This is a genomic window from Variovorax sp. 160MFSha2.1 (assembly GCF_048305075.1).
Classification (GTDB): Bacteria; Pseudomonadota; Gammaproteobacteria; order Burkholderiales; family Burkholderiaceae_C; genus Variovorax; species Variovorax guangxiensis.
This window is the reverse complement of record NZ_CP157624.1, coordinates 565,825-584,156: the sequence shown is the minus strand read 5'-3', so window position 1 is coordinate 584,156 and position 18,332 is coordinate 565,825. Positions and strand designations below refer to the sequence as shown.

The following is an 18,332-nucleotide window of genomic DNA, read 5'->3' as shown; positions in this document are numbered from 1 at the left end:
CGCCCAATTCCGTCGCCCCAGGGGCTATTCGGTTTGGTATAGCGTGGTCACGCTCGCGAAGTCGCGGCCGTTCTGCTCCACGCTCGCCTGGAAGGGCACGCTCTCGCCCGGCGCGATGGCCGGCAGGTTGTCCACCAGCTTGAAGCCCGTGAGCTGCCCGTTGCGGTCGCGCAGGCTCACCCACAGCCGTACCTTGCCGACGATGCCCGTGCCCGGGTTCTTCACGCTGCCGCTGACCACCACGTACTTGTATGAAAAGCGCTGGCTGAAGTTGAGCAGCACGCTGCCGATTTCGGCCTTGGTGCCCGTCACCTTCACCTCCAGCGGCTTGCGCGGGCCGGGCAGCGCCGCGCGGCGCATCGGCTTCCATTCGATGCGTGTGTCGGTGATGCGCTCCATGTCCTGCGGCTCCAGGTAGATGGGAAAGCGCTCCCCGGGATACAGGTAGGCCAGCCCCGAGATCGTGGTCGTGCCGTGCGCCTTGCTGCCGCTGAAGCGCGAGATCACGCCGCCCGGCGCGAGCACCACGGCATCGGTGCTGCGGTTGACCAGTTCGCCCAGGAAGAGCCGCTGCTGGATGTTGTTGCGCCCGTCCACCAGCGGCAGCAGCTCGAGCAGCTTGTCGTCGAAGCGCTCGCTGTCGTCGGCCAGCAGGTCGTCGGTGCCCAGGCGCAGTTCGGGGTTGAAGCTTTCCGGGCCGCCCGCGGTGCGGATCACGCGGTCGGCATTGAGCACCGGCGTGCGCCCGCCCGAGGCCTCGACGGTGCTGTAGCCGATGCGGTAGTCCCACGCCGCGATGGCCGCCGCGCGGCCGAAGCGCGCGATGCTCACGTCCACCGAGGTGCGCGCGCCGGGCTGGATCTCGTTGGCCTGCCCATAGCCGTGGCCGAAGCCGATCACCTGCCCCGCGTCGTCGTACAGCGTGGCCAGCACCTCGAAGCCGCCGAGCACGGTGGCGTCCTTGCGGTCGTTGACGATGCGGCCCACCAGCCGCACCCGATCGCCCTGCTGCACCAGCCGCACGCGCGAGAACGCCATGCGCGGCCCCTTCACCGCGCTGTAGGGCTCGGCCAGCTTCTGCACGCGCAGCTCCTGGCGCGTCACGTTCTTGCCGCTGGGCATGTCGATCAGCGCTGGGGCGCTCTCGCCGGGCTCCAGCACAGCCACGGGCAGCATCTCGCTGCGCTCGTCGAGCTTGCTCTCGCCGTCGAAGTACACGGCGCGGATGCCGGCGCGCGACAGCGGCTTGCCGGTTTCGTTGCGCGCCACTACCAGCAGCTTGGGGCTGGCAGAGCTGCCGCTGCCCACGAGCACCTGGCGCGGCTCGTCGAGCTTGAGTCCGTCGACGGGAATGGTGCGGTCGACCGCAGCCACCACACGCTGCGAGCCCGATGCAGCGCGCGTGTCGGCATTGCGGCTGCCGAGGAACACGCCCACCAGGCTGAAGAGCAGCACCGCGCCCACCGCAATGCCCACACCGATGCCGACCTTGCGCATCATGAGCGCCTGCCTGCGCGCCTCCTCGGCCGCGAGCCGGCGGCCGGCCTCGTTCTTCACCTGGTTGAGCACGCGCTCCAGCCGGTCGGAGACGTTGTCTTCCACCAGCGTGACGGAGCCGCAGTGCTCGCAGGTGTATTCGTTGAGGCCCGTGCGCTTGAGCACGCTGCTGCCGCACTCGCCGCACTTGAGCGTCTGGAGATCGATGGTCATGTCTGAAATGCTGCTCCCGTTTTTTCTTTTGCCGCGGTCCTCGCGGCTCTCTACCAGTCGAAGAGGTCCGCGAGATCGTCGGCCCGGCCTGCGCCGACCAGCGGCGCGAGCCGCTCGATCAGGCGCGCGCGGTGCACCGGGTTGACCGAGAAGTCGTCCATGAAGATGTCGTCGCCCGCCTCGTCCCACACCTGGCCGATGGTGCCGAGGCACGCGGCCATCTCGAAGATGTCTGCGAAGAGCGGCCCGTCGTCTTCCCACGCGCCCGCGCCATGCCGGGCGAACTGTATCGCGCCGCTGCGCAGGTCGAAGATGAAAGGATCGGCGCCCTGGTCGGCCACCACCAGCCAGTGGTCGGGCCATGAAGCGAGGCGTTCGCCGGTGATGCCATGCCAGCGGTAGCCGGCTTGCTGCGACCACAGGCGCGCCAACGGAGGAATGCTGAACGGGTTGCCCGCGGTGGATACGGTGAGGCCCGCGTGGCCCACGCGCTCGTTGACCCAGTTGCCCAGCGGGCCGACCTGCTCGTAGAAGGCCGCGATGGCTTCGGGCAGCGGGATCTCGCCGTGCCAGTGGTCGGCGGCGAGCTGCGGCGCCAGCGCGCCGTGCGGAGCCAGCGCCGCGCGAGCCTGTTCTGTCGATGCCACCCGTGTTCCTCTTCGTTCAGGAAGCGCAGGCCGCACGCAGCGCGGTGCGAAGCGCCTCCACGTCGCCGGGCGCGATCTCGCGCACGCCGCTCGGAGCGCCAAGGCCGCAGGCCGTCGATGCGACGACCGGCACGCCCGCCGCCACGGCCCGCAGCAGCGCGCGCGGTGCGTGCTCCACATGCGCGGGCAGCACCACCACATCGGCGCCGGCCAGCCAGTCGCCCTGCCAGTTCATGTGCTCGACGTGGCCGATGCCCTGCCAGAGCCGCGCATCGTCCGAGGCCGAGCCCAGCACACGCAGGCGGCACGGCCAGCCTTGCAGCGCCGCGGCGAGTTCGCGCGCGCCCTTGCGTGCCAGCGCGCTCGCGGCGAAGACGACGAGCGGAAGGTCTGAATTCGTGCGGGCAACGGCCTTGGCCCGAGGCAGCGCCCATTCCAGCTTCCGCAGCACCGCCAGCGGAGCCAGCGCCGCCAATTGCCGTGCAACTTCGGCATGCGGCGTGACGATGACCGAAGCGCGGGCCAGCGCCATCGACTCCGCACGCACCAGCGAAGGATCGACACGGAAGTCGCGCAAGGTGGCGTCGTCGGGCCAGCGCCGGGAGGCCTCGTCCAGCCGCCGCTCGATCTCCGCCATCGGCAGCGCACTGGCCAACACGACGACGCTCCGGCCATCGAGCGCACCAAGGCGCTGCAGGTGCGGCAGCAGCGACTGCTCGACCACCAGCTGCGTGTGCTGCGGCTTCAGCCGAGCCGCGAAGGCCTGCGCGAGCCAGCGCTGGCCGTCGATCAGGCTGGCCTGCCGCCGCCCCGCCTGCCGCGCCCACAGCCGCAGCCACAGCGCACGGCGCAGGCTCGTGGCCCACGGTGCTTGTGAAGCCGCGGCCGCCGGCTCGCGATGCCAGCCCGTCGCGCTGCGGCGCCAGAAGGCGAGCCGCATCGGCACCGGCTGCATGCGCTGCGCGCGTGGATGCTCTTCGCGCAGGTAGCGCGCGAACTCCGGCGTCCATGCGTCGAGCAGCGCGACGGTGAGCCCCTGCGGCCCCACATCGACCTGCGGACGATGGCGGAAGCAGGCGGTCTGGTCGCAGCTGAGGCAGCCGCGCGCCACCGGCAATGCGGCTGCGGTTTCTTCGTTCGAGCGGCGCATGGTGACGGGCACAAATGGCGCAGAAGATGCACCACGGCTGCGGATGCGCAGCACCAGCTCCGCCCCGGTCAGCTCCACTTCGAGCCGCCATGCATGCCTGGCGCGCACCTTGAGATCGATGTAGTTCCAGAACACGGTCGCGTCGACGGCATCCGAGCCCGGCTCGCCGGCCTGCTCGATGCGCGCCGTGTGCCCGTGCCGCTCCACCAGCTCGAAGCCCGCGCGCGACGCCACGGTGGCGAGCGCATTCGACAGCTGGCACAGCCCGCCAGCCAGCGTCGGCACCACGCAGCCGCCGCGCAGCTCGCGGCCCTGCACGAAGCCGCGCCATGCGCCCGGCCTGCCCAGCTGGCGCCAGAAGCTCAGCACCTCACCGGCCGGGACCTCGACGGCATCGAAGGCGCCACGCGCCACGCGCAGGTTCTGCACCTTGCCGGCCACGAGGGGGAATTCGTCCGCGCGGCCGTCGGTCCACAGGGGCGTGCGGTATTGGGCGAGCACGGGCGCGTCGGCCAGTGCGTGGCTTGTGCCGGCGGTCCACCGGCGGGCCGATGGCCGCAGCGTCTCGCGCAGCGCGTGGGCCGTGGCCAGCAGCCGCGAGCGCAGCCAGAAATCGATCGCGTCGATGCGGCGCGGCGGCTGCCAGGCCTGCACGCTCACGCGGAGGGGCCTCGCTTGCGCCATTGGCCGAGGTCGGCTTCGATGCGCTCCTCGATGCTGCCGCTCCACTGCACGCCGAAGCCGGCCGCGCGCAGCAGCTCGACGATGCGGCGGCCCACGGCCATGGTGTTGGCTTCGCGCTGCTCGATCTCGGGAATCATCCCGCCGCTGAAGGCCAGGTGGAGGCGGCCGGTGCGCACCGCCCGTTCGAGATCCTGTGCGTGATAGAAGCAGCAGCCGCGGATGCCGGATTCCATGCGGCCCGCGGCACGCCATTGCTCGCGCACGTCGTCGTGGCCGTCGGCGAGCGTGTTGCCCGCGCGGTGCAGCGCGATGATCTTCTCGCTGCGCAGTTGCTCGAACACGGCTTCGAGCCGGTCGTATTCGGTCTGTTCGGGCCAGCCGGCCTCGGCGGCGCGCTTGGCGGCGCATGCGCTCGCGGCCTCGGCCTTGACCCAGGCGCGGTCCTCGTAGGTGATCTCGTCGGGATCGAGGTACTCGTCGGTGATCATCCACTCGACATCGGCATCGGGATGAAAGCCGCTCCACACCAGGTCGTGGATGCGTCCGCGCGTGTCTTCTGGGTCGAGAGTAAGTGCCATGCGTGTTGTGCTGCCGCCTCGGCGGCAACGGGTCATGCTTTCTTTTTTCCTGGCGGAAGCGTGCTGGTATTTTCACCCGGGCGCACCACCATGGCGCAGTAATGCGAAAGCATGATGTCCTGGGCCACCCTTTCGCACCGCACCATCATGAAGGATGCCTCGGGGCAAGGCAATGCGCCTTTAGGCGAAGGCTGCCCGGCCGGATGGCCTGCGCTGGGCGACTGGCTATGCTCGTCGGCTCTTCATGCCCCAGCCCTCCTTTCCAGCCCCGCCGTTCGACGCACAGTCGCCCACCGCGTGGACCTCCGCCATGGCGCAGGCCACGGAGCGCGCGTCGAAGCCGGCCGCCGACTGGCTCGCGTGGCTGGTCGCGCTGGCGGTGCTGGTCTTCATGGCGGTGTTCGGCCTGCAGGCGATGCGCTGGTCGCTGGCAGGCGGCTGGCATTGGCTCTGGATGCTGGTGGGGCTGCCGTTCTTCGGCGTCTTCTCGGTGCTGGCCGTGACGGCCGTCGCCGCGAGGCTGCGCGAGCGCCGCCGGGTGCGGGTGGCGCTGGAGAACATGTCGCTGGAGCGCGGGGAAGGCTTGCGCGTCGGCGAGCCGCTGGAGCTGCGCCTGCGCGCAACGGTACCCGCTGCGCAGGAAGGCGAGCGCACGGTGGCGCCGCAGCGCATCGCCATGCGACTGATGCTGCACCGCACGCTCGATGCTGTTGGCGAATGCTGCTGCGAGGCCATCGCCTCGCGCGAGGAAACGCGTGACGGCCGGCTGCTCTACGAGTGCGAACTGCGCGCAGACCCCGGGCTCGACGCCCCGCAGTGGTCGGTCGAACTGCGCGACGCGGCTGACGACACCGGCGCGCCCATCCTTACCGCCGCACTGCGGCGGCTGCCCGCGCGCTGATCCTGAACACAGACGAAAAAAGGCCGGGCCATGCATTCCGCATGGCCCGGCCTTCTGTCTGTCTTCAGCTCTGCAGCGGATTACAGCGGCAGTGCGTCGCCGTGAGCGGCAGCGCGGGCTGCGGCGCGAACTGCGGCGCGGTCCACCGAGCTGGCCACGATCGGGGCCACGCCGGACGAAGCGCCTTCGGCGTACGGATCACCGCTGCGAGCGGCAGCCACGGCTTCGGCGCGAACGGCGGAACGGCTGGCCGTCGAGACGATCGCCTGGGCAGGGCCGGCGTTGGCACCGGTGGCGTACGGGTTGGCGCTGTGCGCGGCAACCACGGCCTGGCCGGCGACATCGGCGCGGCTGGCGGCCGAGGTCAGCTGGTGCACGCCTTCATAGGTTTCGGCGTGGGCAACGCCGGCGGCGGCCAGCAGGGCGAGAGAAACGGCGGAGAGGAGCTTCGAGGCGGTCATTTGGATGGGTCCTTCAATTGGTTCGGTTCTGGTTCTTGGTCTGGATCAGCTGAAGGGCTGGTCCATGGGAAGAATTGTGCGCCGTTATCTAAGTAAAAACCCTTAGACAATGGAACCGCGGTGTTCACGCCACGGAAACAATCGATCGCCAGGAACGCAGATCACCGCCTGTCGTAGAGTCCCCGCATGAGCGACCCGGCCCCCGCCCTTTCACCGATTTCGTCCCCCTGGGGCAGCCCCGGGACCGTGTTCGACCGGCTCGCGGGCGAATGGAGCCTGCGGCGCAACATCGAGGGCCAGGCCACGATGAGCGGCGTCGCCTCCTTCACGCCGCTCCAAACGGCCGACATGCTGAAGTACCGCGAGGAAGGCCGCATCCGCCTGGCCGACGGCAAGGAGTTCGACGGGCACCGCGAATACGTCTTCGAGCGTGCGCCGAACGGCTTCGTCGTGCACTTCGCCGAAACGCCGCCGCGCCTGTTCCACGCCATCGCCATCGTGCGCGACGGCGATCTGCTCGCCGGATCGGCCACGCACCTGTGCACGCCCGACACCTACGACAGCAGCTACCGCTTCCTGCCCGACGGCTCCTTCGGCATCCGCCACGTGGTACACGGCCCGCGCAAGGACTACCTCTCGGACACGGTCTTCAGCCGCCTGGGCTGAACGAGGCCATTCAGTCGCGGTCCAGCCGCCAGCCCGGCATGCCGCGCATCACCGTCTGCACGAGCATCGCGCAGATGCCGCACTTGATGAGGTCGCCCGGAATGAACACCAGCATGGCCAGCGCAGCCTGCGACAGCGACATGTGCGCGATCAACGAGAGCCCGACGATGCCGAAGGCGTAGACCACGCCGATCCCGCCGACCAGCGCCGAGAGGAAGGCAGCCGCCAGCAGCGGAAGGCCCGTCGCGCCGCCGATGCGGCGCACGGCCAGGCGCATCAGCAGGCCGCAGGCGAAGGCGCCGAACATCCAGCCGAACAGGAAGCCGCCGGCCGGCGCCACGAACACGCTCAAGCCGCCACGGCCGCCGGGCAAGAGTGGCAGCCCCAGCGCCACCGCCAGCAGGAACAGCGCGATGGCCAGGAAGCCCCGGCGAGGCCCGAGCAGGCAACCGGCGAGCATCACACCCAGCGACTGCAGCGTGATCGGCACGCCGAAAGGCAGGTCGATCTTGGGGATCAGGCCGAATACCGCCATCAGCGCCGCGAAGAGCGCGATGTACGCCAGCGAACGGGAGGAAGCGAGGGAGCCTGAAGTGGTGGTCATGGCGATGGCAATCGAGAAGAAAAAAAAGAAAAAATGGCTCAGCGCCCGAGCCGTGCGGCCAACGCATCGGCCACGCGCTCGGCCGTCTGCAACGTGCGGATGGTCAGCGGCGCCAGCAGCCGCAGCCCGCCGCCATGGCCCGAGCGCGCACGGTAGGCGTCGTCCAGGCGCTGCCACTGCACATAGAAATTTTCGGCGAAGCGCAGCATCAGGCCAAGGCCGAGCGCGATGCGCTCCGTGGGCACGCCCAGGCGCTGCAGCGGATGGAGCACGGCTTCGAGCACCGCCAGCAGGTCCTCGAAGCGCGTGGTGAGCGTGAGCATGAGCGCGAGCGTGGCCGCGCTGGCCAGCCGCAGCGCACTCGCCACGCCGAGCAGCGTGGTGCCCATTGCCCAGTGGAAGCCGACGATCAGCCCGCCCGCGATGGCCACGCCGAGCAGCATGCGTATGCGCCGCCACGCCGGCCGGCCGAGCGACGCGAACCCCAGCAGCACCACCGCGCAGGCCACCGCCAGATAGACAGGCCGCTCGACCAGCACCAGCAGAGTGCCGCACATCGACAGCATCGCGAGCTTCACCCACGCCGCAATCGCATGCAGCCACGTCGGCTGTTCCGAATAGAGGCTACGCATGGCGCCCCCGCTCGGCCGTCGCGCGCTCGCGCACGTCTTCGGCATAGGCTTCGCAGATCTCGCGGCCCCGCCCGTCGGCGCGCACCCTGCCCTGCTCGAGCCACAGCACGCGCTCGAAGTCGTACACATGCTCCAGCAGGTGCGTGGACACGAGGATCTGGTGATCGCTCTCCTGCAGCTGAGCGGCGAGCCGCGTCTGGCTCAGCAGGTCGAGGCTGGCGAAGGGCTCGTCGAGCAGCAGCGTGGCCGGCTCGCTGATCTGCAGGGCCAGCAGGCATACCTGCTGGCGCTGGCCCTGGCTCAGCTCGCTCACCGCGCGCCCGGCCCAGGCTTCGAGCCCGCGCCGCGCGAGGAAGTCGCGCGCCTGCTGGCGCGCCGCCTGCCGCGTCTCGCCGCGCGCGGTGAGGCTGAAGGCCAGTTCCTCGGCCACGGTCGGGAAGATGATCTGGTCGTCGGGGTTCTGGAACATCAGCCCCACGTGCTTCGCGAGCTGGCCGCGGTCGGCCTGCGTGTCGCAGCCATGCACCACCACGCGCCCCTGCTCGGGCTGGTCGAGCCCGCTGATGAGGCGGAACAGGCTGCTCTTGCCCGCGCCGTTGTCGCCGACGAGGCCGATGCGCATCTCCTGCAGGTCGAGCGTCAGCCCCTCGAACACGCGGTGGCTGCCGCGCACCAGCGTCACCGCATCGAGGCGGATGCTGTGCGAAGAGACGGTTTCTGACGGGCTGGGCTGCGGCAAGGGGCGCCCACTGTACCCGAACCCGCCTGGCCGGCACGAGGTTCGGGCGAGGCTCAGGCCGTGGCCGGAAAGAGCGCGTTGAGCTCGCCCACTGACAGCATCCCCTCGCCCATCTTGCCGAAGCGGCCCTGCCCGAAGGCCTCGGCAGCGATGCGGTTCACCAGCCCCAGCGCCGACTGCAGCGGCCCGCAGCCCAGGCTGATGCGCCGCGCGCCGGCCTTCGCGAAGGCATCGGCCGATGGCGCCCCCGCATAGCCCGCGTACACGTTGAGCGGCAGTTCCAGCGCGCCGGCCAGCCGCGCGATCTCGTCGGGGTCGGACATGCCCGGCACGAAGATGCCGTCCGCGCCCGCCGCCGCGTAGAGCTTCGCGCGGCGCAGCGCCTCCTCGAAGCGAGCCACCGGGTCGTCCCATGGCACGAAGTACACGTCGGTGCGCGCGTTGATGAAGAAGCGCGCATCCAGCCCGCGGATGGCCGCGATGCGCTCGCGCAGCACCTCGGGCGATGCCAGCTCGCGCGTGCCGGGCCGGGTGCCGTCCTCGATGTTGATGCCGGCCGCGCCCATGCCGATCAGTTCGGCCACAACTTCGCGCACCGCCTGCGCGCTGTCGCCGAAGCCGCTTTCGATGTCCACGCTCACCGGCACACCCGCCACGCGGCAGATGCGCGCGCAGGCCGCGAGCAGTTCATCGACCGGCATGCGCTCGCCGTCGGCATAGCCCAGCGACCAGGCCATGCCCGCGCTGGTAGTGCCGATGGCGCCGGCCCCGGCGCGCTCGACGATGCGGGCGCTCGCGGCGTCCCATGCGTTGACCAGCACCAGCGGCGCGGGGCCCTCGTGGAGTCGGTGGAATGTTTCTGTCTTTTGCTGCGCGTCGCTGGCTCGCATGGTCATCCGTTCGGCAAGTTGAGGAATGACCGCAGCTTAGGAACGGCGCGGCGCGCCGGCTTGGAAAAAACTGCTATTTCATTTCACTTCACGCCGTAGCCGCGCGCCGCCCGCAGCGCGATCAGGCTCACCACCACGCCGAAGCCCACGTAGAACGCCGGCGCGATCTTGCTGCCCGTGGCGGTGATGAGCCAGGCGCTGATGAAGGGCGCGAAGCCGCCGAAGATCGCCACACCGAAGCTGTAGCTCACCGACAGCCCCGTGCCGCGCGTGGCCGCCGGGAACAGCTCCGACATCGCCGCCGAGATCGGCCCCCAGTAGGCAGAGGCCACCACGCCCATCGCCGTGAGCGCCAGCATCAGCGCCGGCACCGAAGGATGGTTCACCAGCAGGTAGAAGAGCGGCACGATCATCACCAGCATGACCAGCGCCGCGGCGCGCATCACGGGAATGCGCCCGACGCGGTCCGACATGCTGCCGAACAGCGGCACCAGCGCGAACTGCAGCACGCCGAACCAGAATGTGCCCGCGAAGGCCATCGAAGGCGGCAGGCCCAGCTGCCGCACCGCGAAGGTGGGCATGAAGAGCCCCGTGTAGGCCACGATGGTCGCGAGGATGATGAGCCCCATCGCCGCCAGCGTGCGGCCGCGCTGGTCCACCAGCGTGGCGCGCACCGGCGCGGCTTCCTGCGCGGCGCGCTTGAACTCCATGCCCTCGTCGAGATGGCGGCGGATGTACAGCCCCGCCGGCCCGATCAGCAGCCCGAAGAAGAACGGAATGCGCCAGCCCCACGACAGCAGCTGCTCGGGCGTGAGCAGCGCGTTGAGCCCCATGCCGAAGCCGGCAGCCAGGAAGGTGGTGACGCCCTGACTCGCGAACTGCCAGCTCGAGAAGAAGCCGCGGCGGCGCGGATCCTGCTCCGCCAGCAGCGCGGTGGCGCTGCCGAACTCGCCGCCCGCCGCGAAGCCCTGCAGCAGCCGCGCGAGGATCACCAGGCCCGGCGCCCACAGCCCGATCTGCGCGAAGGTGGGCGCCACCGCGATCAGCAGCGTGCCGCACAGCATCAGCGCCATCGACAGCGTCAGCGCGTTCTTGCGCCCCCTGGCGTCGGCGTACGCGCCCAGCACCAGCGAGCCGACAGGCCGCATCACGAAGGTCACGCCGAACGTGCCCAGCGTGATGAGCAGCGACACGGTGTCGTTCTCGGCCGGGAAGAAGAGCTTGGAGATGGTGACGGCCAGAAAGCCGTAGATCACGATCTCGAACCACTCCAGCGCATTGCCGATGGAGATGGCGGTGATGACCCTCAGCGTGCTCTGCCGGGAGGCCGGCGCGGCGGGTTCCGAGAGGTCGGCGGTGCGTGGGGCGATAGTGCTCATGATGCTGCGTGCTCCAGGGATGGTTGAACTGCAAGGTCCGCGCCTGTCGAGGGCCGGACGCCGAAGTGGTGCAGCACGTTGCGCAGCAGCCCTTCGAACGAGGGGTCGGCGCCGAGCACCCAGCTCGCGCCGACGGCGCCTGCGTTGAACACGCGGCCGCCTTGCGGGCGCTCCCAATAGATCATCTCGGCCGAGAGCCCGCCAAGCGAATCGGTCGGCTGCGAGTAGTAGTCGAGGTAGGCATCGAGGCGCCCGGGGCGCTGCCTCCGCCCCTCGGCGATGACCTGGATGCCTCGCTGCGGCTCGGGCAGGCTCTCCCCGGTGGGCAGCACGCGCGTCATGCGGTTCAGCGTCGCGACGCTCAGGTCCCATTCATGGCCGATGGCGCGCGGCAAGCCACCGCCCGGCGCGTGGCCGAAGGTGGCGCCTTCGGCAAGGCCCAGCGGATGCGGCTGCGTGAACAGGAAGTGCTCCGGCCGCGTCGCGTGGTACACGCCGAAGTCGTCGCCGTCGGCAAAGGCCCAGCCCGCCGATTCCAGCCCGATGAGCTCGGCGCACGAACGCCCGGCCTGCCTGAACTGGCCGCCGCGCGCCCAGTCCTGCGAGTGGTACTGCTCGCCGTAGGGGCCGGCGGGCGGGCGCAGCTCGACCGACTCCGCGCCGTCCTCGTCGCCGGGGCCGCGCACCTTGCGCTGCTCCATCACCGTGCATTCCTCGTCGTAGCTCACGCGCAGGTACATGGTGTTGCCCGACAGCACGATGCCGGTACCGCCGTTCGACAGGTAGTCGTCGAGCCCGTCGCACGCCGGCAGCGACCAGTATTCGCTGTGGCCGTTGATGAAGACCGTCTTGTAGGCCTTCAGCAGGCCTGGGTCGCGGTGCAGGTCTAGGTCGCCCACCACGTCGTAGTCGTAGCCGCAGCGATCGAGCCACACGTGCAGCCGGCGCTCCAGCCGGGTCCACTGGCTGAAGCCGGCATCGGCCGGGTCGTACAGCGCATTGGGGCTGGCGTTGGGCCAGGGCATGCGCAGGCCGACCTGGTAGGTGGGCTGGCCGCCGCGGTGGTAGGTGTAGCTGCAGAAGGCCGGCGCCTCGGGGTGGCTGTTCTCCAGGCCCGCCGAGCGGCGCGGCCACACCGGGTCGCTCGCAGCGTTCTTCGCGAAGGGTGTGGCCGCGTAGGCCAGCCAGCTGTTGGTGGCGCACAGCACCAGCACCGGCGCGGGAGCACGATTCGCGGCGCGGCGCACGATGAAGGCGATGTCGTACTCGGCGCTCCGGCCGTCGAGCAGGAAGCGCACGCGGCCCACGTACACGCCGGACTTCGCATCCGCCGGCATGCGGAAGGCATGGCTCTCGGGCCAGCGGCAGTCGTAGAGATCGTCGCTCGCCAGCCGCAGGCCGTGGCCGCGCGTGGGGTCGGCGAGCGGGTCGTAGCCCTCGTCGGAAAACTCGTTCACGCGACTCGGCTCGAAAGCCGGGCCGACGATCATCCAGGTGCCGAGGTTGACGATGCGGCCGGTGCGCTGGTGGCCGCTGGCATCGGCCACCACGTCGCCGCGCTCCTCGCGGAGCGGCCAGCAGGCGAGCACCGAGCGCCCACGCGGCGTGTGCAGGCCCCGGTCCGCGAAACGCGCACGCACCTCTTCGGGCCGCAGCGCCTGCGAGTAGATCGCGGGCATGGCGATGTCGCCTTCGAGGAACGCGTCCGCCAGGCCGTCGATGCCGCTGCTTCCCAGGCGCAGCGGCGCACGACCCGGCTGCAGCGGGCCGTCGAAGCGGCCGCGCGCGACCGCCTCGCCGTCGAGCCACAGCACCGTCTCGCTGCCGTCCCACGTCGCGACGATGTGGTGCCAGCGCCTCGGCTGCAGCGTGCCGCCCGAGAGCTGACCCTCGGTCCGGAACGCCGCGCCATCGCCCAGATAGAACACCGCGCGTCCGTCCTCGTCGACGAAGAGCCCGTAGCCGCAGGCGCCCGGCAGGTCGAACTGCCCGACCACGCTCTGGCGCGAACCCACGCTCCACACCTGCACCCAGCACTCCAGCGTGAACGCGCGCAGCGGCTGGTCGAGGCCGCGCTCGACCCGCACGTAGGAGCCGGGGTGGATCGGATGCACGCGCGGCGCGGAAGGCTCGAAGCTGTGCAGCACCGTGTCGGCGGTGCGGCCCTCGGTGTCGGGGCCCAGCCGGCATACCGAGAGCGTGTAGGGCACGTCGCTGCTGATGTGGAAGCGCACCACCTCGCCGGCGGCCACGCTCTTGCGGTCGGTGTAGCCGTGCACGCCGGGCACCTGCAGGCTGCGGTGGGGCGGAAGGGCTTTCTGCTGCTGCATCGTCATGCCGCGGTGGCCAGGCCCTTGGCCGCGATCTCGTCGGCCAGTCCGCGCAGCGAGCGTTCGAGCAGCTCCGCGAGTTCGTCGATCTCGGCGGGCGTGATGGTCAGCGGCGGCGTGATCATCTGGAAGTCGCCGAAGGCGCCCAGGTTGGCGCGCCGGTTGTACAGCGCGATGCCGTGCTTCAGGCCGTGCTCGGTGAGCCGCGCCGGCGCGTTGAAGCTTGCCGGCAGCTGCCGCTTGGTCGCCTTGTCGGCCACGATCTCGATGGCGGTGAAGAGCCCCTTGCCGCGAACGTCGCCCACGATGGGCGAGCGCTCCGCCACCTCGCGCAGTCGCGCCATCAGCAGCTCGCCCATGTCGCGTGCACGGCTCACGAGGTCTTGCTCGATCACCTCGCCGAGCACCGCGTTCGCCACCGCGCACGACAGCGGGTTGGTGAAGTAGGTGTGGCCGTGCACGAAGCCGCCGCTGCCCGCCACCGCATCGACGATGCGCTCGGGCGCCAGCAGCGCGCCCAGCGGCGTGTAGCCCGCGGCCAGCCCCTTGGCCAGCGTGACGAGGTCGGGCCGCGCGCCGGCCCAGTGGTGCGCCGCGAGAAAGGCGCCGGTGCGGCCCGCGCCGCTCATGATCTCGTCGTAGATCAGCAGCACGCCGTGCCGGTCGCAGATGGAACGCACGCGCTCGAAGTACGCGGCTGGCGCCACCGCCGCGCCGGTCGAGAGCCCGCCGATGGGCTCCATGATGAAGGCCAGCACCGTGTCGGCGCCCTCGCGCACGATGGTGGTCTCCAGCTCGTCGGCGCAGGCCAGCGCATGGCTCTCGGCGGTGTGGCCCGCGGGCACGCGGTAGGACAGCGGCGCGCTCACCTTCGGCATCTCGCGCACCATCGGCCCGTAGATCGACTGCGTGTGCGCATCGCCCGTCACCGCCAGCGCGCCCAGCGTGGAGCCGTGGTAGCTCGGATTGCGCGAGATGACCTTGGCGCGCTTGGGCTGGCCCGTGACCACCGCGTACTGCCGCGCCAGCTTGATCGCCGACTCGTTGGCCTCGGAACCGCCCGAGACGAAGAAGGCGCGGTCGAAGCCCTCGCCCGCCAGCGCGCAGACGCGGTCGGCCAGCTCGATGCTCTGCTCGCTCTCGAAGAAGCGCGGATAGGCGAAGGTGACGCGCGCCGCCTGCTCCTGCATGGCGGCCAGCACGCGCGGATTGCCGTGGCCGATGTTGGCGACCACCGCGCCGGCCGTTGCATCCAGAAAGCGGTGCCCGCCCTCGTCCCACAGGTAAACGCCCTCGCCGCGCGCGATGCGCGGCGGCCGGGGGGAACCCTTGGCGGCATAGAAGCCGAGCACGGAACCGCCCTTGGGCGTGTCGCCCACGGTACGGGGGGTGTTGTCTTCGGTCGAGGCACTCATCGGTGGGTAATCCATTCGTTCGCAGCCCCGGACGATAGGCATGACAGGCCTTTGCGGGTAGACGTATGGCCCGATGAAGTGCTATACGTCTGGCGCATGAAGAACGCCCACGACCGGCTCGACCTGCTCCAGACCTTCATCCGCATCGGCGAGAGCGGATCGCTCAGCAAGGCGGCGCGATTGCTCGACACCACGCAGCCCACTGTGAGCCGCCGCCTGCTGGAGCTGGAGCGGCTGCTGGGCTGCAAGCTGGCGATCCGCAACACGGCCAATTTCTCGCTCACCGACGAAGGCCGCTCGCTGCTGGCCGAGGCACACGACCTGACCGACCGCTGGTCGGGCCTGTCGCAGCGGCTGCGCGGCGGCCAGAGCCGGCCCGAGGGCACGCTGCGCGTGATCGGCCCCTCCGGCTACGGCACGGGCTTCCTCACCGACGCGGTGACCGACCTGCGCGCCGCGCATCCGCAGCTGCGCGTGGAGCTCACGCTGACCGACCGCGTGGTCGACCTGGCGGCCTCGGGCGCCGAATGCTGGGTGTGCGTGGGCGAGGTGCGCGACCCGGGCCTCGTATGCCGCACCGTGGGCCGCATGGAGCGGGTGCTGATCGCCACGCCCGAGCTGCTCGAGCGCACAGGCCCCGTCACGCTGGCACGGCTGCCGCAGGTGCCGTGCGTGGGCCTGATCCCGTACGTGACGGGCAACGTGCGGCTCATCGACCGCAGGGGCCGCTCACGCATCGTGGCGCTCGATACGCCCATCCGCACCGACAGCCTGCTCGCGAGCTACCGCGCGATCCTCAACAGCGCCGGCATCGGCGCGGCGGCGCCATGGATGTGCCACGAGGACATGCAGGCCGGCCGCCTGAAGCGCGTGCTGCCCAACTGGTGGCTGGAGCCCATCGGCGTGCACGTCGCGCTGCCGCCGGGGCTGTACCGGCCGGCGCGGGTCACGGCCTTCGTCGAGGCGCTGCGGCGGCGCATGCATGCGCTGCCGGGGTTCCGGCCAGCGGACTAGGGCCTGCTATCGCATCAGCGCGACGACCGGATAGCGCCGCCACCCCGCCTCCGCATGGCGCCGCCCGTGCGTGAAGATGAAGCCCAGCACCGCCTTCGGGTCGGACAGCAGAGCGGGGTGCTCCGCTTTCCATTGCTCGAAGCGCTGCCTGAGCCCGGCTTCTTCCTCCAGCATGCGCAGCGCCGTGTCCTCGAAGACGTAGGCCGAGAAGTTCTCCTTCTTCTCCAGAACGCTGTTGAAGAAGCCCCAGCGGAAGAAGCTGTCGTGCGCGAGCGGCTCCAGCGTCTCGACCGCGTAGCGGGCACGCGGCTGGTCCAGCGAAACGAGGACGTCGCCCGCGCGCGCCTGGAAGGGCTCGGTGCCTTCGGTCAGCACCACCTCGTCGTGGAACATGTGGCCTTCGTAGGCACCGGGGCGCGAGGTCACGTCGCGGATGCGGTAGACGCGCGCCGCGTCGAAGAGCCGGTCTTCCTCGAGCCGCTGCAACTCGACGCCGTTCCACGCCAGCCGCTCGATCGCCTCGCGCCATGCCTGGGGCACGAGATAGGCCTTCGGCGCGGCGGCCGTCGCTTCCTCGACGCAGCGGTCGAAATGCACGATGTCCTTCTCCCACGGCCGGCTGCGGTCGTAGGCCAGGCGCTCGTAGCTGCCCAGCAGGCTGGGCGCGCGGACCGCGCTGTAGCCCTTGAAGCGCAGGCTCGCGGGCCGGCTGCGGTCGTTGCGCCAGGTCAGGGGCCAGCGCGCCTGCCGTGCGGCTTCAGCCTTTGCCTCGCGGCGCAGCTCCTGGATGCGCGCCGCATTCGCGATGCTGAAGTCGAGCACCGTCTCCACCAGCGCCCGCATCGAGGCCACGCGGTCGGCGAAGGGCTTGAGCATGTGGGTCTCCGGCATGAAGCCGATGGTGTGGTGCAACGCGGCATAGCCGGTGGAAAAGCGCGGCGTGTCGAGGAAGTCCTCGATGCCGTCGTCGGGCGTCTCGGCCAGCAGGTTCATGTACGGGCAGGTGGGCCAGCCGCGCCGCTCCATGCCGGCGTAGACCGCGGGCAGCATGTTCTCGCGCAGGAAGGCGCCGAGCCCGCCGCCGAGCTTGTCGGGCTGGGTCGGGATCAGCGTCATGGTGTAGCTGTAGTCCGCGCCGTTGGATGTGTGGGTGTCGACCATCACGTCCGGGTCCCAGGCGGTGAAGAAGCGGTTGAACACCTGCGCGGCGAGGCTGTCGCACTTGATGAAGTCGCGGTTCAGGTCCAGGTGCCGGCCGTTGCCGCGGAAGCCGAACGACTCGGGCCCGAGCTGGTTGACGCGCGAAGTGTTCTGCCGGTCGATGCAGCCGTCCACGTTGTAGACCGGGATGAAGAGGAACACCGTGTCGCCCAGTGCCGCCAGCCTGCCGGGCTGCGTGCAGAAGTCGCGCACCAGCGCCATGCAGGTGTCGATGCCCTCGGGCTCGCCGGGGTGGATGCCGTTGTTGTTGAAGAACACCGGGCGGCCCTGGCGCTTGAGCGTTTCGCGGTCGAACACGCCGTCGGCGGTGACCACGCCCGCATGGATCGGGGCGCCGGTGTCCGAGGTGCCTATCTCGCCCCAGCGCAGCACGCCGGGGAAATCACTGGCCAGCCGCTCGTAGAAGGCGATGCATTCGGCCCAGGTGGCGGTCTGGTTGCCGTTGCCTGCTTCGAACGGCGTGACGTACGAGGTGTCCTGTGGAGCGGTCATGGGAAGAAGGCTACAGTAGTCGCCCCTCCCGGTCATCGAGCCCTTCTTTCTTCAAAAGAGCCAGACAAGGCCGCAAGCAATACATATTCATTCAAGGAAACGACATGGGCGCCCAGTGGAAAGCCAAGCACAAGGACATCGCCGCCAACGCCAAGGGCCGGCTGTTCGGCAAGCTCGTCAAGGAAATCGTGGTGGCCGCGCGCAACGGAGCCGATCCCGCCTCCAACTCGCGCCTGCGGCTGGCGGTGGAGCAGGCCCGCAAGGCCTCGATGCCCAAGGAAACGCTCGACCGCGCCATCAAGAAGGGCGCGGGCCTGACGGGTGAATCGGTCAACTACGAGCACGTGATCTACGAAGGCTTCGCGCCGCACCGCGTGGCGGTGATGGTCGAATGCCTCACCGACAACGTGAACCGCACAGCGCCCGAGATGCGCGTGCTCTTCCGCAAGGGCCAGCTCGGCACCTCGGGCTCGGTGTCCTGGGACTTCGACCACGTCGGCATGATCGAGGCCGAGCCCGCCCGCCCCGACGCCGACCCCGAAGTGGCCGCCATCGAAGCCGGCGCGCAGGACTTCGAACCGGCCGGCGAGGACCACCCCGCCGTCTTCCTCACCGACCCCACCGACCTCGACCTCGTGAGCCGCGCCCTGCCCGCGCAAGGCTTCACCGTGCTGTCGGCCAAGCTGGGCTACAAGCCGAAGAACCCCGTGGATCCGGCGAGCCTGAGCGCCGAGGCGCTGGAGGAAGTCGAAACCTTCCTCGCTGCCATCGACGCGAACGACGACGTGCAGAACGTGTACGTGGGGCTGGCGGGCTGAG

The 18,332-nt window shown here is 70.2% G+C and carries 17 protein-coding genes; 4 read left to right on the top strand and 13 right to left on the bottom strand.

The annotated features are described in order from the left end of the window. Positions 1-24: 24 nt before the first annotated feature. Genes ABL838_RS02565 through ABL838_RS02550 form a run of 4 tightly spaced genes read right to left on the bottom strand, consistent with a single transcriptional unit; the run spans position 25 to position 4,769 of the window. On the bottom strand, positions 25-1,710 hold the full coding sequence (locus ABL838_RS02565; protein WP_418123988.1) for an FxLYD domain-containing protein: 1,686 nt from the start codon (positions 1,708-1,710) through the stop codon (positions 25-27). 50 nt (positions 1,711-1,760) lie between these two features. Then, positions 1,761-2,357: a hypothetical protein gene (locus ABL838_RS02560; protein WP_126022269.1), complete on the bottom strand. Its 597-nt coding sequence runs from the start codon at positions 2,355-2,357 to the stop codon at positions 1,761-1,763. 16 nt (positions 2,358-2,373) lie between these two features. Then, complete coding sequence (locus ABL838_RS02555; RefSeq protein WP_418123986.1) at positions 2,374-4,167, bottom strand: VanW family protein; 1,794 nt, start codon at positions 4,165-4,167, stop codon at positions 2,374-2,376. Further along, positions 4,164-4,769, bottom strand: a complete 606-nt coding sequence (locus tag ABL838_RS02550; protein ID WP_126022271.1) for a DUF6891 domain-containing protein — start codon at positions 4,767-4,769, stop codon at positions 4,164-4,166. The genes ABL838_RS02555 and ABL838_RS02550 overlap by 4 nt, the downstream gene beginning before the upstream one ends. A gap of 244 nt (positions 4,770-5,013) precedes the next feature. Between ABL838_RS02550 and ABL838_RS02545 the strand changes: the two genes are divergently transcribed. Continuing rightward, positions 5,014-5,670 (top strand): hypothetical protein, encoded by a 657-nt coding sequence (locus tag ABL838_RS02545; RefSeq protein ID WP_418123984.1) that lies wholly within the window; start codon positions 5,014-5,016, stop codon positions 5,668-5,670. Between the two features lie 80 nt (positions 5,671-5,750). On the opposite strand, the gene ABL838_RS02540 is transcribed toward ABL838_RS02545, so the two are convergent. Further along, a complete protein-coding gene (locus ABL838_RS02540) occupies positions 5,751-6,131 on the bottom strand; it encodes a helicase SNF2 (RefSeq protein WP_184640134.1) in 381 nt (126 codons plus the stop codon). Between the two features lie 186 nt (positions 6,132-6,317). On the opposite strand from ABL838_RS02540, the gene ABL838_RS02535 reads away from it, so the two are divergent. Then, positions 6,318-6,797, top strand: a complete 480-nt coding sequence (locus ABL838_RS02535; protein ID WP_418123982.1) for a DUF6314 family protein — start codon at positions 6,318-6,320, stop codon at positions 6,795-6,797. A gap of 10 nt (positions 6,798-6,807) precedes the next feature. Here the strand turns inward: ABL838_RS02535 and ABL838_RS02530 are convergent, their stop codons facing one another. The 7 genes from ABL838_RS02530 to ABL838_RS02500 form a co-directional block, all read right to left on the bottom strand. Next, entirely contained in the window at positions 6,808-7,401 is a 594-nt protein-coding gene (locus ABL838_RS02530) for a biotin transporter BioY (RefSeq protein WP_126022274.1), read from the bottom strand. A gap of 38 nt (positions 7,402-7,439) precedes the next feature. Next, a complete protein-coding gene (locus tag ABL838_RS02525) occupies positions 7,440-8,033 on the bottom strand; it encodes an energy-coupling factor transporter transmembrane component T family protein (RefSeq protein WP_418123980.1) in 594 nt (197 codons plus the stop codon). Next, the gene (locus ABL838_RS02520; RefSeq protein ID WP_418123978.1) at positions 8,026-8,772 is read right to left on the bottom strand and encodes an energy-coupling factor ABC transporter ATP-binding protein; all 747 of its coding nucleotides are present in this window, start codon (positions 8,770-8,772) and stop codon (positions 8,026-8,028) included. Before ABL838_RS02520 ends, ABL838_RS02525 begins: the two co-directional genes overlap by 8 nt. Positions 8,773-8,825: 53 nt before the next feature. Continuing rightward, positions 8,826-9,662: an isocitrate lyase/PEP mutase family protein gene (locus ABL838_RS02515; protein WP_418123976.1), complete on the bottom strand. Its 837-nt coding sequence runs from the start codon at positions 9,660-9,662 to the stop codon at positions 8,826-8,828. A gap of 83 nt (positions 9,663-9,745) precedes the next feature. After that, positions 9,746-11,041, bottom strand: a complete 1,296-nt coding sequence (locus ABL838_RS02510; RefSeq protein WP_418118858.1) for an MFS transporter — start codon at positions 11,039-11,041, stop codon at positions 9,746-9,748. Next, entirely contained in the window at positions 11,038-13,371 is a 2,334-nt protein-coding gene (locus tag ABL838_RS02505; protein ID WP_418123974.1) for a N,N-dimethylformamidase beta subunit family domain-containing protein, read from the bottom strand. Before ABL838_RS02505 ends, ABL838_RS02510 begins: the two co-directional genes overlap by 4 nt. A gap of 2 nt (positions 13,372-13,373) precedes the next feature. Then, the gene (locus ABL838_RS02500; protein ID WP_418123972.1) at positions 13,374-14,786 is read right to left on the bottom strand and encodes an aspartate aminotransferase family protein; all 1,413 of its coding nucleotides are present in this window, start codon (positions 14,784-14,786) and stop codon (positions 13,374-13,376) included. Between the two features lie 96 nt (positions 14,787-14,882). Here ABL838_RS02500 and ABL838_RS02495 point away from each other — a divergent pair, with 96 nt between their 5' ends. Then, positions 14,883-15,800 (top strand): LysR family transcriptional regulator, encoded by a 918-nt coding sequence (locus ABL838_RS02495; RefSeq protein ID WP_126022281.1) that lies wholly within the window; start codon positions 14,883-14,885, stop codon positions 15,798-15,800. A gap of 6 nt (positions 15,801-15,806) precedes the next feature. Here ABL838_RS02495 and ABL838_RS02490 read toward each other — a convergent pair whose 3' ends face one another. Next, the gene (locus ABL838_RS02490; protein ID WP_418123971.1) at positions 15,807-17,513 is read right to left on the bottom strand and encodes a M14 family zinc carboxypeptidase; all 1,707 of its coding nucleotides are present in this window, start codon (positions 17,511-17,513) and stop codon (positions 15,807-15,809) included. A 104-nt stretch (positions 17,514-17,617) separates the two neighbouring features. On the opposite strand from ABL838_RS02490, the gene ABL838_RS02485 reads away from it, so the two are divergent. Continuing rightward, entirely contained in the window at positions 17,618-18,331 is a 714-nt protein-coding gene (locus ABL838_RS02485; RefSeq protein ID WP_126022283.1) for a YebC/PmpR family DNA-binding transcriptional regulator, read from the top strand. Position 18,332 lies beyond the last annotated feature (1 nt).

Bases quoted from the DNA above. Each gene is read 5' to 3' on its own strand.
- ABL838_RS02565 (WP_418123988.1), bottom strand. From the start codon at position 1,710: ATGACCATCGATCTCCAGACGCTCAAGTGCGGCGAGTGCGGCAGCAGC.
- ABL838_RS02550 (WP_126022271.1), bottom strand. From the start codon at position 4,769: ATGGCACTTACTCTCGACCCAGAAGACACGCGCGGACGCATCCACGAC.
- ABL838_RS02545 (WP_418123984.1), top strand. From the start codon at position 5,014: ATGCCCCAGCCCTCCTTTCCAGCCCCGCCGTTCGACGCACAGTCGCCC.
- ABL838_RS02540 (WP_184640134.1), bottom strand. From the start codon at position 6,131: ATGACCGCCTCGAAGCTCCTCTCCGCCGTTTCTCTCGCCCTGCTGGCC.
- ABL838_RS02535 (WP_418123982.1), top strand. From the start codon at position 6,318: ATGAGCGACCCGGCCCCCGCCCTTTCACCGATTTCGTCCCCCTGGGGC.
- ABL838_RS02530 (WP_126022274.1), bottom strand. From the start codon at position 7,401: ATGACCACCACTTCAGGCTCCCTCGCTTCCTCCCGTTCGCTGGCGTAC.
- ABL838_RS02525 (WP_418123980.1), bottom strand. From the start codon at position 8,033: ATGCGTAGCCTCTATTCGGAACAGCCGACGTGGCTGCATGCGATTGCG.
- ABL838_RS02515 (WP_418123976.1), bottom strand. From the start codon at position 9,662: ATGCGAGCCAGCGACGCGCAGCAAAAGACAGAAACATTCCACCGACTC.
- ABL838_RS02510 (WP_418118858.1), bottom strand. From the start codon at position 11,041: ATGAGCACTATCGCCCCACGCACCGCCGACCTCTCGGAACCCGCCGCG.
- ABL838_RS02505 (WP_418123974.1), bottom strand. From the start codon at position 13,371: ATGCAGCAGCAGAAAGCCCTTCCGCCCCACCGCAGCCTGCAGGTGCCC.
- ABL838_RS02500 (WP_418123972.1), bottom strand. From the start codon at position 14,786: ATGAGTGCCTCGACCGAAGACAACACCCCCCGTACCGTGGGCGACACG.
- ABL838_RS02495 (WP_126022281.1), top strand. From the start codon at position 14,883: ATGAAGAACGCCCACGACCGGCTCGACCTGCTCCAGACCTTCATCCGC.
- ABL838_RS02490 (WP_418123971.1), bottom strand. From the start codon at position 17,513: ATGACCGCTCCACAGGACACCTCGTACGTCACGCCGTTCGAAGCAGGC.
- ABL838_RS02485 (WP_126022283.1), top strand. From the start codon at position 17,618: ATGGGCGCCCAGTGGAAAGCCAAGCACAAGGACATCGCCGCCAACGCC.